General features: G+C 38.9%; 12 protein-coding genes and 1 pseudogene. 12 read left to right on the top strand and 1 reads right to left on the bottom strand.

Annotated elements, in window-relative coordinates:
• The first annotated feature begins 208 nt into the window (after positions 1-208).
• The 4 genes and pseudogenes from FTT84_RS06075 to FTT84_RS06060 all read left to right on the top strand — a co-directional run bounded on the left by FTT84_RS06075 (position 209) and on the right by FTT84_RS06060 (position 3,438).
• Complete coding sequence (locus FTT84_RS06075) at positions 209-736, top strand: hypothetical protein (protein ID WP_067767285.1); 528 nt, start codon at positions 209-211, stop codon at positions 734-736.
• A gap of 176 nt (positions 737-912) precedes the next feature.
• The gene (locus FTT84_RS06070) at positions 913-1,920 is read left to right on the top strand and encodes an LLM class flavin-dependent oxidoreductase (protein ID WP_180080448.1); all 1,008 of its coding nucleotides are present in this window, start codon (positions 913-915) and stop codon (positions 1,918-1,920) included.
• 208 nt (positions 1,921-2,128) lie between these two features.
• Positions 2,129-2,605, top strand: a pseudogene (gene yiaA / locus FTT84_RS06065) (inner membrane protein YiaA).
• Between the two features lie 272 nt (positions 2,606-2,877).
• Entirely contained in the window at positions 2,878-3,438 is a 561-nt protein-coding gene (locus tag FTT84_RS06060) for a flavoprotein (RefSeq protein ID WP_067767290.1), read from the top strand.
• A gap of 913 nt (positions 3,439-4,351) precedes the next feature.
• On the opposite strand, the gene FTT84_RS06055 is transcribed toward FTT84_RS06060, so the two are convergent.
• Positions 4,352-5,188: a pyruvate, water dikinase regulatory protein gene (locus tag FTT84_RS06055; RefSeq protein ID WP_067767296.1), complete on the bottom strand. Its 837-nt coding sequence runs from the start codon at positions 5,186-5,188 to the stop codon at positions 4,352-4,354.
• A gap of 153 nt (positions 5,189-5,341) precedes the next feature.
• Here FTT84_RS06055 and ppsA point away from each other — a divergent pair, with 153 nt between their 5' ends.
• The 8 genes from ppsA (at position 5,342) to FTT84_RS06015 (ending at position 15,436) form a co-directional block, all read left to right on the top strand.
• Positions 5,342-7,720, top strand: a complete 2,379-nt coding sequence (gene ppsA, locus FTT84_RS06050; RefSeq protein ID WP_067767300.1) for a phosphoenolpyruvate synthase — start codon at positions 5,342-5,344, stop codon at positions 7,718-7,720.
• An 81-nt stretch (positions 7,721-7,801) separates the two neighbouring features.
• Entirely contained in the window at positions 7,802-8,593 is a 792-nt protein-coding gene (locus FTT84_RS06045) for an RDD family protein (RefSeq protein ID WP_180080445.1), read from the top strand.
• Between the two features lie 304 nt (positions 8,594-8,897).
• Positions 8,898-9,962 carry a ubiquinol oxidase subunit II gene (gene cyoA, locus FTT84_RS06040; protein WP_180056536.1) on the top strand — a complete coding sequence of 355 codons (1,065 nt, stop codon included), beginning with the start codon at positions 8,898-8,900 and terminating at the stop codon, positions 9,960-9,962.
• Positions 9,963-9,965: 3 nt separating this feature from the next.
• Complete coding sequence (cyoB, locus tag FTT84_RS06035) at positions 9,966-11,954, top strand: cytochrome o ubiquinol oxidase subunit I (protein ID WP_180056534.1); 1,989 nt, start codon at positions 9,966-9,968, stop codon at positions 11,952-11,954.
• Positions 11,955-11,958: 4 nt separating this feature from the next.
• Positions 11,959-12,579, top strand: a complete 621-nt coding sequence (cyoC, locus tag FTT84_RS06030) for a cytochrome o ubiquinol oxidase subunit III (protein WP_067767313.1) — start codon at positions 11,959-11,961, stop codon at positions 12,577-12,579.
• On the top strand, positions 12,579-12,905 hold the full coding sequence (locus FTT84_RS06025) for a cytochrome o ubiquinol oxidase subunit IV (protein WP_067767316.1): 327 nt from the start codon (positions 12,579-12,581) through the stop codon (positions 12,903-12,905). Before cyoC ends, FTT84_RS06025 begins: the two co-directional genes overlap by 1 nt.
• Before the next feature lie 10 nt (positions 12,906-12,915).
• A complete protein-coding gene (cyoE, locus tag FTT84_RS06020) occupies positions 12,916-13,794 on the top strand; it encodes a heme o synthase (protein WP_067767318.1) in 879 nt (292 codons plus the stop codon).
• Between the two features lie 97 nt (positions 13,795-13,891).
• Positions 13,892-15,436: a hypothetical protein gene (locus tag FTT84_RS06015; protein WP_180080442.1), complete on the top strand. Its 1,545-nt coding sequence runs from the start codon at positions 13,892-13,894 to the stop codon at positions 15,434-15,436.
• The last annotated feature ends 392 nt before the right edge of the window (positions 15,437-15,828 follow it).

Raw genomic sequence — 15,828 nt, 5'->3', positions numbered from 1 at the left:
CAACACTACGCTGTTGTCATTCCCGCAAGCTTCTTCACTTTATTTAGATAGCAGTTGTAGTAAAACAAATATGTATAAATTCGGCAGATAAAATTACACAGTTCTTACTTAAATATCAAAATCATTTACAGCCTCTTCCACATCTTCACTAAGTGTTTTTCTATATTGGTATCAACAGATAAACAACGTACTTCGTCAGGAGTTCAAAATGAAAATCAATAAAATTCTATTTAGTGCAGCAATTGCAGCTTCAGCTTTAACAATGACTGCAACACACGCTGGTAACAGCACAAATACTGCACTGACTTCTGCTTTAGGTGGCGTTGTTGGTGCTGCTATTGGTAACCAAGTTGGCGGTCAAACTGGCGCTATGATTGGTTCAGCAATTGGTGGTGGCGCTGGTGCAGCGGCTGCGTCAAATAAGCGTGACCGTAATGGTGCAATTATTGGTGGTGCACTCGGTGGTGCCGGTGGTTATACCGTAGGTAAAAACATGGCTGGTACCAATGGTGGTTATATTGGTGCAGCTTTAGGTTCAGCTGGTGGTTCAGCCCTCGGCAAAAAAGTATCTGAAGACCGTCGATATGATGATCGCTATGATAGCCGTTATGATGATCGTTATGACCGTCGCTACAACAGCCGTGGCTACCGTACCAATAACTACAGTTACAATGATCGAAACTACCGTAAAGACAATGGCCGTCACTTAGGCTGGTATAAAAACGGTAAACGCTAATTTATAAATAAATGACTCTATCTAAGCACCTTCGGGTGCTTTTTTATTTTTACAAACAAGTTATTCAAGTTGATTCAAAACGACCTATAGATCTATACATAAATATCGAATTTTATCGATATACTTATCACCCCATATATCGTATTATCTCGATATAGAATTATTCGAGAGAAAACATGCGTACTCTATCCGAGACAAAATTTTCCATCCTAGAACTCGCACCTGTACGTGACGACAAATCCATTGCATTTTCGCTTCAGCATGCACTTGAACTGGCTCAAAAAGCTGAAGATCTAGGCTACGAAAGACTTTGGCTTGCAGAACACCATAATATGGACGGTATTGCGAGTTCAGCAACAGCCGTATTGTTGGGCTACCTACTTGCCAATACCAAACACATAAAATTGGGTTCGGGCGGTATTATGCTCCCTAACCATGCACCACTTGTTGTAGCTGAACAATTTGGCACCCTAGAGACACTATATCCTGGGCGAGTTGAATTAGGTTTAGGACGTGCACCTGGCACAGATCAAATAACGATGCGTGCCCTACGCCGTGGTCGTCAAGAAACTGAAGACCAATTTCCACAAGATGTATTAGAAATTTTGCAGTATTTTAAAGCACCTGAAGCCAATCAACGTATTGTTGCGACACCGGGACAAAACACCCATGTTCCAGTGTGGTTATTAGGCTCTAGTCTATTTAGCGCACAACTTGCTGCCCGTTTAGGTCTACCGTATTCATTTGCCTCTCACTTTGCACCACGCATGTTAGGTCAAGCCATTCAACTTTATCGTGAAAACTTCCAAGCTTCAGAATATTTAGATAAACCTTATGTCTCTATGGGCGTACCAACGGTTGTTGCAGAAACAGATGAAGAAGCTGAATATTTAGCAACGAGTGCTTACCAACGTGTATTGGGACTGATGCGTGGACAAAGCTTAAAATTAAAAGCTCCTGTTCAAAGCATGCAAGGGCTTTGGTCTCCTGCAGAAAAAATGTCAGTAGATAACTTCTATGCAATGGGACAGGTTGGCTCACATGCCAAAGTCAAAACAGGCTTAGAACGTTTGCTCAATAAGTATGATGTCGATGAATTCATTTTTACATGCGACATCTACGACACTGATAAACGAATCGAAAACTTTAGTCGTTTAATGGAAATTAAAAATGATCTAAATTAAGTAATTACTCAGTCTAAACGTATAATGACTCATATCGCATTCAGCATACGTTTAGACTGATTTGCATTTACTGTCCACCTTATCTCACTATTTTAATTCCCCAATATGTAGCGAAAGCATATTCCTTGGTTCCTTAAATATTTGCTTTTCTAATTTTCCATCATGTATAAATATTAAACAGAAGCAAAATAAATGAGAAAACAAACAGATGAGCCAATATATTAATAAACCAACACCCGCATTTATCGCAGCGAGTTGGTGCGCACTCATTTTAGGTGCAGTGGTATTTTGCATTGGTTTATTTAATGCAAATATGATGTTGAATGAGAAAGGCTTTTACCTGATTTTGTTGTTATATGGTCTATTTTCATCAGTGTCTTTACAAAAAATTATTCGTGACCGTTTAGAAGGCATGCAAGTAACCGCAATATATTTTGGACTGTGCTGAGCATCTGTCGTTATTTGCCTTGTAATTCTCGCTATAGGTTTATGGAATGCAGAACTTGCCTTAAGTGAAAAAGGTTTTTATATGATGGCTTTCTTAATGAGTTTGTTCGGTGCTGTTGCGGTACAAAAGAATATTCGAGATATGGATTATTTACGCACACATACAGATCAACCAGAACTGAAGCACTCAACATCAAGTAGCATTGAATTTAAGCCACAAGATGATGAGCACAACTAAAGCACTGATTTATCTAAGCTATAATTCTTTTATGCAGGGATCTGTTTCTTTATGCAGGTATATTTAGCGATATCTACTTTTTCTTCGACACATATACAAAAATAAAATTGGCACACTCTTAGAAATCTCAGAAAGACAAGTACCAAGCCAATCAATTCCGCACAAAATGCATGACTCATCAGACTGAAAAAATCCTTTACCCATCCCTATGCATCGCCGAAGATATTCCTACCAACAATCCAACTAAAATAAAGAAAAGATAAGGAATAAATATGGCCAACAAGCAGGATGCAACACACCATATTTTTAACAATACAGCTGAAGATCTTGAGCACTTTAAAGGGACGATTGTTAGCTCAGACCAAATCAAAAGCTACGATTTTAAAAATCAAAAAATTGCCATTATTGGCATAGACCAGCACGTAGTTTCAGAACTTCATCACCTTTGTCAGGTCGCAGACAATATTATGGTCTATCAAATTAAACCTCAGTTTGTCCTACCACGTACCGAACGACTGCTGAATAAATTAATTCAACATCCTTTAATTGCGAAAAACCGTCGCTTATTCACTAATCGCGTCAAGAGCATCTTGGCTTTACGTTTTTTAGAAGATCAAGTGCCAAACCACTGGTTAAGACATTTACTAAGCCCAAATACGGCTATACAAAACAAAGTTTTTCTTAAATCAGATCATTATTATGCTGCCTTGCAACAACCTAATTGCATCCTGAATACATGGCCAATTATTAAAATTCAAGACTTTAAAATCACAGCTTTAGATGATCATACCTATGAATGTGATTTAATTATTCACTGCAATAGTCCAAAATAACAATTGTGTAATTACAAAGTAATCACAATTACATAACTTTTATAATATTTTTAATTAACAGTATTGTTGTCTGTTTTTATCTACTATCTGAGGATTTATAGGAGACTAATTATCTACTAGAAAACTTATGCTAGCCATGCCAAATTTCAAAACTGATCAAGCCAAGTTTAAGCTACTATTCTTATTTGGCTAGAATTAGTGCTCGGCATGTCACATGATTCACTACATAGTTAGTTTATACACAAAAATCGCCACCCTCTTCACTTAAATTAACGACCTAATTGAAGTGAATTTTAAATGTGAGATTTATGGCTAAACCTACTTCACCAGATACATCAACATATTTTCTAAATGCTATTTTTTGAATAAATACCCCGAATTTAATCAACATTAAGGTCCTGAATTTTTCACAATCTGACCTAAAAGCTTTAAAATTTGTATAAATAACACCCTCATAAATTAAATAAATACCATCATACAAACAAATTAAGCAGCCATCTTGAATCATTTGATCACTATTTAAACACTATTTGTATATTTTTTTAACAATCAACACTGCTGATTTGGCTATTTTTATATCAAATTTAAATTTTAGCTAGGAAATATCACACGAAAAAAAAATTTCATTTGGGGATAAAGCGATAGATTTTGCTTAATAAACCCATCAAAATATCATTAAAATAAAACCCAAAAACCTATACAAATTCACTTAGTTTTTATGACTAAAAAGTCGATATTTTCTATATAAAATAAATTGTTTTTTGATGAAAGTTTAAACAACCTTTCAACATCAAATACATTGATAAAAGTCTTCAATAAAACCAATCAAAAAAATTATCTTTAATACAATTTTAGTATTATTTGTTGCATTTTTTTTATGATCAAAGAGCCACCGAAATGGCTCTTTTTTTGATTAACCAATACGACGTTTTAATCCAGTCATTTGAAGTACACGAGTCGAAATTTCCTCAATAGACATCTCAGAAACATTCAAATATTTCAAACCTTCTGAAATATAAATGCCTTCAATTGCGCGTAATTCCATTTGGCATTGGCTATAACTTGCGTAACGGCTGTTCGCTTTGCGTTCACTACGAATCGCTACAAGTCGCTCTGCGTCAATCATTAAGCCAAATAGTTTATGTTTATGCTCACGCAATACTGCCGGTAAACGGTTGTCGTCCAAGTCTTCTTCAGTTAGTGGATAGTTCGCAACACGAATACCAAATTGTAATGACAAGTAAATTGACGTTGGTGTTTTACCCGAACGAGAGACGCCAATCAAAATTAAATCTGCCTTATCATAATGACGTGTACGCGCACCATCATCGTTATCTAAAGCGAAATGTACTGCATCAATACGTGCTTTATAAGACTCAGAATCTGTTACCGCATGGGTTTGCCCGACTAAAGTCGTAGGTGCAGTACCCAATTCATCAGACAGCTTACTAATAAGCCCTTCAAAAACATCAAGATTTATTGCATTTGCAGTATTAATAATGTCACGCACATACGGGTCAACAAGCGTATCGAAAACCAGTGGCTTTTCGCCATCTTGCTGCGCACGTAAGTTAATTTCTGCTACGACATTAGTCGCAGCTTCTTCAGAGCTAATGTAAGGAATAATGTGGATATCAAAATCAACATGTGGAAACTGTGCTAACAGTGAATGACCAAGGGTTTCAGCAGTAATCGCAGTACCATCAGAAATAAAGAAAACACTACGCTTAATCTGTTTACCTTCCGACATTAAAATTCTCCTTAAACATTTGTCTTAGTGCTATATAATCTTTATAGTAAACCATCTTACATGACTGTCACTTAGTAAAATCAAAATGCTAAGTTTTTTGTTATAATTTCATGCCAAGATAGTGATTAATACTGCAAAAGTGGAGTAACAACTTTGGAAGCGCGCGTAATTGGTCTAGAAAAATTAGGGAAACACGACGTTGAACTCGTTGGTGGGAAAAACTCATCATTGGGCGAGATGATCAGCCATTTATCAAATGCTGGTGTATCGGTACCTGGTGGTTTTGCTACTACAGCTCAAGCATATCGTGAATTTCTCGAGCAAAGCGGCCTAAACGCTAAAATCAATGCTGAACTTGCAGCCTTGAATGTTGATGACGTAAATGCATTGGCTGAAACAGGCGCTAAAATCCGCCAATGGATTGTAGACACTCCGCTTACAGCAGAACTTGAAAAAGAAATCCGTGAAGCTTTCACAGTACTTTCAAACGGCAACCCTGAAATTGCGGTTGCCGTTCGTTCATCTGCTACTGCAGAAGACTTACCAGACGCTTCTTTCGCGGGCCAACAAGAAACTTTCTTGAACATCCGTGGTATCGACAATATCCTTGTTGCAATCAAAGAAGTGTTTGCATCACTTTATAATGACCGTGCTATTTCTTACCGTGTTCACCAAAACTTTGCACATGACGTTGTTGCGTTATCTGCTGGTGTTCAACGTATGGTTCGCTCTGAAACAGGTGCAGCTGGTGTAATGTTTACACTAGATACTGAATCTGGTTTCCGCGACGCAGTTTTCATCACAGCTTCTTATGGCTTGGGTGAAATGGTTGTACAAGGTGCTGTAAACCCTGACGAATTCTATGTGTCTAAACCACTTCTTAATGCAGGCAAACATGCTGTATTACGTCGTAACCTTGGTTCTAAACATCAAAAAATGATTTATGGTGAAGAAGGCGCAGCTGGTAAATCAGTTGTTGTTGTTGATGTTGAAAAAGCGGATCGTCAGCAATTCGCTTTGAACGATCATGAACTTCAAGAACTTGCGAAACAAGCGTTAATCATTGAAAACCATTACGGTTCTGCAATGGACATCGAATGGGCGAAAGACGGCGACGACGGTCAAATCTACATCGTTCAAGCACGTCCTGAAACTGTGAAGAGCCGCCAAAATGTAGGCACAATGGAACGTTACCTGCTTAAGCAAAAAGGCAACGTAATTTGTGAAGGTCGTTCAATCGGTCAACGTATTGGTTCTGGTCGCGTACGTATCGTAACTTCAATCAAAGAAATGGATAAAGTTCAAGACGGCGACGTACTTGTATCTGACATGACTGACCCAGATTGGGAACCAGTAATGAAACGTGCTGCTGCGATTGTAACAAACCGTGGTGGTCGTACTTGTCACGCTGCAATCATTGCACGTGAGCTTGGTGTTCCAGCAATTGTTGGTTGTGGTAATGCGACTGAAGTATTGACTGATGGTCAAGAAGTGACTGTTTCTTGTGCTGAAGGTGATACAGGCTTTATTTACGAAGGCTCTTTGGATTTTGAAATCCAACGTAACTCGATTGAATCAATGCCTACTCTACCGTTCAAAATTATGATGAACGTAGGTAACCCTGACCGCGCATTTGACTTCGCTCAAATTCCAAACGAAGGTGTTGGTCTTGCACGTCTTGAATTCATCATCAACCGTATGATCGGTGTACACCCTAAAGCACTGCTTAACATTGACAGCCTTCCACGTGAGACTCGTGCTGCTGTAATGTCACGTACTGCTGGCTATGCATCACCTATCGAATTCTATGTTGAAAAACTAGTTGAAGGTATTTCTACACTTGCTGCTGCTTTCGCTGACAAACCAGTGATTGTTCGTATGTCTGACTTTAAGTCAAACGAATATGCGAACTTAATCGGTGGTAAGTTATACGAACCTGAAGAAGAAAACCCAATGTTGGGCTTCCGTGGTGCTAGCCGTTATGTGTCCGATAACTTCCGTGACTGCTTCGAATTAGAATGCCGCGCGTTGAAAAAAGCACGCGATGAAATGGGCTTAACAAACATTCAAATCATGATTCCTTTCGTACGTACTGTTGCTGAAGCGAAACGTGTAATTGAATTATTAGCGCTTAACGGTCTTAAACGTGGTGAAAACGGTCTTAAAGTGATCATGATGTGTGAACTTCCGACCAACGCATTGTTGGCTGAACAGTTCCTTGAACACTTCGATGGTTTCTCTATCGGTTCTAACGACTTGACTCAGTTAACACTTGGTCTAGACCGCGACTCTGGTATCGTTTCTCACCTATTTGATGAACGTGATCCAGCGGTTAAAGCATTACTTTCTATGGCAATTCATGCTTGCCGTAAAGCGGGTAAATACGTAGGTATTTGTGGTCAAGGCCCTTCAGATCACCCTGATCTTGCACAATGGTTAATGGAACAAGGTATTGAATCTGTTTCACTTAACCCAGACTCAGTATTAGACACATGGTTCTTCCTTTCTGAAGAAAAAGCTCAACAAGCTTAATAAACTGTGTTAAAAAAAGACCCACACGTGGGTCTTTTTTTTTATTTATACTTTTATAGACGTTTTTGAGACATTAGTTTTATGCAGATTTACTTGGCGCGAAATAATCAACAAGCGGGTCCTTATTCACTTGAGCAACTCAACCAAATGCTTGCAAGCCAGCAAGTTTTGTTAACGGATCTCGTTTGGCATCAAGGCATGAGCGAATGGAAAGCTTTGGGTGAACTTACTCAAGGTCAGCATGTGTACACGCCTGAAGGTTATATAGCTCCTGCACCAACGACGCCTTTCGAGCAAAGTCCAAATAACACACAGCAAAGTTATACTTCTACAAATTCACAGACACAAAATCAGTCTGTTAGCCTAGCAAGTATTCCTAAACGCGTATTGGCTAAAATAGTCGATTTACTCCTTTGGATTCCTGCGACTTTCATTTTGACTGGTTTTTTTAATACAGAAGAAAAATCACAATTCGCAAGTTTAAATGAACAGTTTATGCAAGCGGTAATGACACCAAATGTTGAACCAACAGTATTGCAAAATTTACAGACACAAATGATGGATATGTTTCCAAACCAAGCGTGGATCGCAATGTTTGCCTACATCTTTATCATGTTATTTATTCAGGCTTATTTAATCGCTAAGTCAGGTCAAAGTATTGGAAAAAAAATCACCAAAATTAAGATTGTAGATGCCGAAACACATGAGCAAGTAAACTTAATGCGTGGCTTCACTTTACGCAGTGTTTTATTTATTTTCTTAAACTTTTTATCTATGCCTCTCAGTGTAATTATTGATTCGTTGTTTATCTTTGGACAAAAACGCCAAACTTTGCACGACAAGTTGGCAAAAACTAAAGTCATAAATCAATAACTTAGCATTTTTCAAAAGGGATGATTTTTTCATCCCTTTTTTATGCAGCACCTTGAAAATAAAATAAAATTACCATAAAAAAAATACAATCCCGACCATCAAAATAGGGTTTTAATACAGTCATTTAAAGCATGTTTATATATAGCTTAGTTTGTCGATATAAGGCATAATGCCCTACAACGTAGCGGTGTCACATGATTGCGTTGGTTTTTCATATCTGAAAAAACCTCATAATCATGCGACACTTTAATCGCTATCCCAATTTTAAAAATTAGGGAATGGGACTCTTCACCGAGGTTGTAAAATGAGACAAACAATTTTAGCTGTATTGTCTTTATCTGCGATCGCTGCACTCTTAACTGGGTGTGGTGGTGATATGGTACTTCTAAACTCAAAAGGTCCAGTTGCTGAAGGTCAGTCAAACCTCATGCTTACTGCGATCTACCTAATGCTTTTGGTCGTAATTCCATCAGCACTTATGGCTCTTTGGTTTGGTTGGAAATATCGCGCGTCAAATAAAGATGCAGACTATGCACCTACTTGGGCACACTCGACTGCAATTGAAGTTGTAGTTTGGGGTATCCCCGTAATTATTATCGGTATTTTAGCTTGGTTAACTTGGTGGGGTTCCCACAAGTATGACCCTTACCGTCCACTCGAGTCAGATAAAGCTCCTTTAACTGTTCAAGTTATTGCTGAACAATTCAAATGGATCTTCATCTACCCTGAACAAGGCATCGCGACTGTAAACGAAATCCGCTTCCCTGAGAAAACTCCTGTAAGCCTTCGTTTAACTTCTAACTTCACAATGAACTCATTCTTCATTCCGGCGTTAGGTGGTCAGATTTATGCTATGGCAGGTATGCAAACTCACTTGAATTTATTAGCTGATGAAACTAGTCCTGCTGAAGGCTTCCGTGGTTTCTCTTCTAACTATTCAGGTTATGGCTTCTCACAAATGCGCTTCCGTGCACATTCTGTGACTGACGCTCAGTTTGCTGAATGGGTTTCTGCTGTTAAAGCTGGTAATGGTTCTTCAGTAAATCCTGAAGCAGTTCAAAAAACTGTTTTAGACCAAGCTGAATTTGCAACCTTACGTGACGGCAACCGTTCTAAACACCAGATCGAAGTTTTAGTTGCTAAAGCAACTACTCCTGAAGAGAAGGCTCTAGCTGAAGCAATGAAGCCTTACCCTACTAAGCCACACCCAGTGACTTACTATTCTTCAGTTGAACCTAAATTGTTCGAATCAGTGATTAACAAATACATGAGCAACTACCACGGTGCTGATCATTCAGCTACTGCTGGTCATGAAGCTGCTGCTTCTGAAGCTCATGCAGGCGTTGAACATGCGGCTGCAGGGGAATAAGACATGAGCTTATTAGGTAAGTTAGGACCAGATGCAATTCCGCACGATCCAATCGTGTTGGTTACAGTTGCAATGATGATTCTTGGCGGTATCGCAGTTGTTGCTGGTATCACCTACTTTAAAAAATGGAACTACTTGTGGACTGAATGGTTCACTTCTGTAGACCATAAAAAAATCGGTATCATGTATATCCTCGTGTCAATTGTCATGCTTGTGCGTGGTTTTGCCGATGCGATTATGATGCGTCTTCAACTGTTCCTTGCAAAAGGTGGCGGTGAAGGTTACTTACACCCTGAACACTATGACCAGATCTTTACTGCCCACGGCGTAATCATGATCTTCTTCGTAGCGATGGGTCTTGTAGTTGGTTTAATGAACGTTGCTGTACCACTTCAAATTGGTGCGCGTGACGTAGCATTCCCATTATTAAACTCTCTTAGCTTCTGGTTATTCGCCGGCGCTGCGGGCTTGATGATGGCTTCTCTTGCAATTGGTGAATTCGCTGCAACAGGTTGGATGGCTTACCCTCCACTTTCTGGCATCGAATACTCTCCAGGCGTAGGTGTAGACTACTATATCTGGGCACTTCAGGTTTCTGGTTTAGGTACGCTTCTTACTGGTGTTAACTTCTTCGTTACCATCATCAAAATGCGTGCGCCTGGCATGAAACTTATGGACATGCCTATTTTCACTTGGACTGCATTAGTTACTGTAGTGCTTATCGTTGCAACTTTCCCAGTATTAACTGCGACTATTGCAATGCTTTCACTTGACCGTTACTTCGGCTTCCACTTCTTTACAAATGACATGGGTGGTAGCCCAATGTTATATGTAAACTTGATTTGGACTTGGGGTCACCCAGAAGTTTACATCTTGGTATTACCTGCTTTTGGTATTTACTCAGAAGTTACTGCTGTGTTCTCACGCAAAGCGTTGTTCGGCTACAAATCAATGGTGTACGCAACTGTAGCAATTGGTGTTCTTTCACTGGTTGTATGGGTTCACCACTTCTTTACAATGGGTGCTGGTGCCAACGTTAACGCGTTCTTCGGTATCATGACCATGATCATTGCGATCCCTACTGGTGTGAAAATCTTCTCTTGGTTATTCACTATGTACAAGGGCCGCATCACCTATACAACTCCAATGCTTTGGACACTTGGCTTCCTTGTGACTTTCGGTATTGGTGGTTTAACAGGCGTGTTAATGGCAGTTCCACCAGCGGACTTCCTAGTACACAACTCTTTATTCCTTATCGCTCACTTCCATAACGTAATTATTGGTGGTGTAGTATTCGCGATGTTCGCGGGTATCATTTTCTACTGGCCAAAAATGTTTGGTTGGAAGTTAAATGAAACTTGGGGTAAAGCAGCATTCTGGTTCTGGTTCTTCGGTTTCTACTTTGCATTCATGCCACTTTATATCCTTGGTTTCATGGGTATGACTCGTCGTTTGAATACATATGACAACCCTGAATGGGATCCGTACTTAGCGATCGCGTTATTCGGTTCTGTACTTGTTGCTATCGGTATCTTCTGTTTTGTTATGCAAATTGTTGTTGGTTTCCTTCAACGCAAAGACAACATGGACGTTACTGGCGATATCTGGGATGGTCGTACTCTTGAGTGGGCTACTTCATCTCCTTCACCATTCTATAACTTTGCTTACCTTCCAAAGATCAATGGTATTGATACTTTCTGGACTGACAAAGAAAATGGTGTTGCTTACGCTAAGCCAACTACATACGAAGACATCCATATGCCTACAAACCGTGCGGCAGGTTTCGTAATTGCAATGTTTATTACAGTTATGGGCTTCGCATTAATCTGGCATATCTGGTGGTTAGTCGTTGTAACTTTCATTGCTTCAATTATCAGCTTCATCGTTTCTTCTTTCACTAAGAAAGTGGACTACTATGTTCCAGCTGCAGAAGTTGAACGTATTGAAAATGAACGCTACGCGCTTCTTGAAAAACATTTGAAGAAGGACTAAGACAATGGCTGAAGTACTTCATCACGACAACCACGGACATGACGAACATCATCATCATGATGATACTGACATCACTGTCTTTGGTTTCTGGACTTACTTGATGAGTGACTTGGTTCTTTTCGGGACACTCTTCATTGCGTTCGCTGTATTAAGTAGCCACGTTCCAGTGGACACTCCAAGTGCAAAAGAGCTATTTGGTGAATCTTTAGGTTTCGTTTTAACTGAAACTTTCGCCCTTCTTATCTCTTCTGTAACTTTTGGTTTTGCTGTTCTTGCAGCATACAAGAAAAATGTTAATCAAGTTTTAACTTGGTTAGCAGTTACTTGGGTATTCGGTGCAGCCTTCATTGGTATGGAACTTTATGAATTCAATCATTTAGTTCATGCTGGTCATGGCCCAAGCACAAGTGCGTTCTTATCTGCGTTCTTTACTCTAGTTGGTACGCACGGTATTCACGTAACTTCTGGTTTGGTATGGATGCTTGTGTTGATGTTCCAAATCAAGAAATATGGTTTGACACTTCCAAACACTCGTCGTCTTGCTTGCCTAAGCTTGTTCTGGCACTTCCTTGACATCGTTTGGATCTGTGTATTCAGCGTTGTTTACTTGATGGGAGTTATCTAATGAGTCACGATCATAACTCTGCTGGTGCAGCTCACGGTAACGTTAAACAATATACGATTGGTTTCATCCTTTCTGTCCTACTTACCGTAATTCCATTCGGTATGGTAATGGCAGGTGGTTTTAGCCGTGGTTTATTAGTTGCCGTAATCGCGATTACTGCAATTGCTCAGATTCTTATTCAGTTAGTTTACTTCCTGCATATGAACTCTTCTTCAGAGCAACGCTGGAACGTGATTGCATTTGTTTATACAATCCTCACAATTGCTATTCTTTTAGTAGGTTCAGTGTGGATTATGAACTACCTTCACTTCAACATGATGATCTAAACTGGTCGTCATGCTGAAAAAGTATTTATTCCTGACTAAACCAGGAATTCTCTTTGGTAACTTCGTTACCACTTTGGGTGGCTACTTTGTAGCCACTCAAGGTTCTGTAGATTTCCTTCTCCTGCTTCTTACCCTTCTAGGCACAACCCTTGTTGTTGCTTCAGGATGTGTGGTCAACAATGTTATTGATCAAGACATCGACATCAAAATGCAACGCACACAAAATCGTGCGTTAGTGAAAAAAACCATTTCAGAACCTGTTGCTTATGTTTATGCATTGGTACTCGGTGTGTTAGGTTTTGGCATTTTGTGGTTTTGGGTAAATGCTTACGCTTTCCTTTTTGCTGTTATTGGTTTTGTCGTATACGTTGTTTTCTATAGCTTATGGACAAAACGAACAACAATTCATCAAACCGTGATTGGCAGTATTTCAGGGGCTAGCCCTCCTGTAATTGGTTATACCGCTGTTGCCAACCAGTTTGATATTGCTGCACTACTTATTTTCATTGGATATGCACTTTGGCAAATGCCACATTCGTGGGCAATTGCAGTGTACCGTTTCGATGACTATAAAAATGCAGGTATCCCGATTCTACCTGTGGCACGCTCTATTCAACGTACCAAAATTGAATCATTGATTTATGTTGTTTTATTTACCATTACCATGAATTTGCTATTTGTATTTGGTTATGCAAATTGGCTGTACTTGGTTATTTTAAATGCACTTTGTATTTATTGGTTTTATATTGGTGTATTGGGCTTCAAAGCTGAAAATGATCAAGTTTGGGCAAAACGCTTTTTCTTGTTCTCTGTAATTTTGATTACAATAATCAGTATTTGCTTTAGCTTTACCTCCACAGCGCCAGCAACAAATTTCGTTCTGTTTTAAAAAAGATAGAGTCATCTCTATCTTTTTTTTGCATCTCGCTTTTGTTTAGAATAATGACTTGCTACCATTGCGCCAACAACAATAAACCACTGCGCAAATGAACACTTCACTCAAATTATTCAATCAAGCTTTATTTTATTCTTTGATTCCTTTTTCTATTTTTTACAGCACATCAAGCCAAGCAGGTGTCGATAATTACTGTGAACCTTCGACAGAAGTTCAGAGCAATCACTATACCGCTTGCCAGTCACTCCCCGCCTTAACCCCTGCAAATGACAACCAAGTCAACATGCTTCTTTTGCTCAGCGATCTCGGTTTAGCAAAAATAAATATTGCTGAAACAAAATCGACCTTATGGATGACTTCGTATAGTAAGGTGCCCTTTGAAGCATCAAGTATGCTGAGTGTGAGTGCGAATAAATCGCCGAATGCACGAAAAGTAACAGACATCCCTGCCTTAAGCTACAATGAACATTGTAATAGTTTATCGCACGGTTCTAAGGCATTCATTCAGCAAGTGAAAGCTGAAGCTAAACTCTCTGCAACTGAAAAAGAAAGTTTGATCCGTGAACGTAAAAATATTAATCAATGTGCAGAAACATTAGCATTGATTCAAGTAAATCCCAATTGGTCTTCTACGGCTCGCCAATATGCATCGTATTTAAACGCCACGATTTCTTTTTATAATACTAACTTTTCCACAGCTACCAAAATTTATACCGTATTAACACAAGTCGACTCTGCTTGGCTGAAAGAAACATCTCAATATATGTTAATTCGCAGCTCACTCAATGAAGCCTATCAAAGTGGTGTGGGTGAATATGGCGATCTCGATCACAGCAAAATCAATCAAAAGTTAGTCACCAATTTTTTTAATACAATTACCCAATATTTTAAGCTCTACCCTCAAGGACTATACGCCGCAAGTGCTCGTGGTTATTTACGTCGTGGTTTTTGGCTAAGCGGTAAGCATGATCTATTAGTGAATGAATATGTTTGGCAACTCAACCATTCCAAATCAAGTGTCTATAACTTGGAACTGCCAAATCTAGTTCATGAAATGGATCGACACGTTTTTCAATCTTCACATTTCAATATCAAACATTTAAAAAATCCATTTTTTCTGAGTATTTATGATTTGATGCACATGCGAAAGAAACAAGCGGATGATGATGTGATTATTTCGTGGAATGAATTAAATACGCAGAAAAATATTTTTAAAGATCAACCTGAACTGTTTCAATATTTACAAGCCAACCATTTGTATTATGTGCAAAATAAACCATTGGAAGCGTTGAAATACTTACCTCAGACGATGCCAAATAGCATGCACAGCTATTTACAACTCAGTCAGTTGCTTTTAAAAGGTCAAATTTTAGAAAATACTCAGTCGAGTAAAAATGCCCAACAATATTGGGAAAACTTACTTGCAATAAGTAAAACTGCTGAACAACTTGGTACAGCCGAGTTAATGTTATATCCACACTATGCGAAACAACAAAATTTAAACCAATTTATTGGTTCAAATGCTAAAATTAAGCAAGCCTTTTTACAAAAGCAATATTTGATAGATGCTGCCGACGAAACTAGCTTAATGCACGTTATTAAAAGTCCAAATGCCACTCAAGATCAAAAAATGTAGCACTCTATACTGTACTGAATAAGTCATTAGCTTTTCAAAATTACCCACTATTCAATCAAGCCTTTACTGCATTACCCAATAATTCAGCACAATATCATTCAGGTGAAAACTCCCCGGAAAAATTTAATCAACAACCACCGTTCGCCAATTTCTTTTGGAAAGGAACAAAGATTAGCAACGCTGTCCAATGTCCTGATTTATTCACATTAACCAAACAGCTCCAAATAAATCCAAAAGAACTCCCACTCAAACTTTGCCTTGGAGAATATAGCCGTAGTTCACAAGCCTATGACCTTGTTAACTTAGGTTATCCGCATGACAACTCTCTACTTAGCTTTAAAGGCACTGACTTTGCCCGTGGAAATACCTATAAAGAGATTATCAAGCAAAAT

The organism is Acinetobacter sp. YH01019, from assembly GCF_013420285.1.
GTDB lineage: Bacteria > Pseudomonadota > Gammaproteobacteria > Pseudomonadales > Moraxellaceae > Acinetobacter > Acinetobacter gandensis.
Note: the sequence above shows the minus strand (reverse complement) of the source record. Positions and strands in the feature narration are given on the sequence as shown.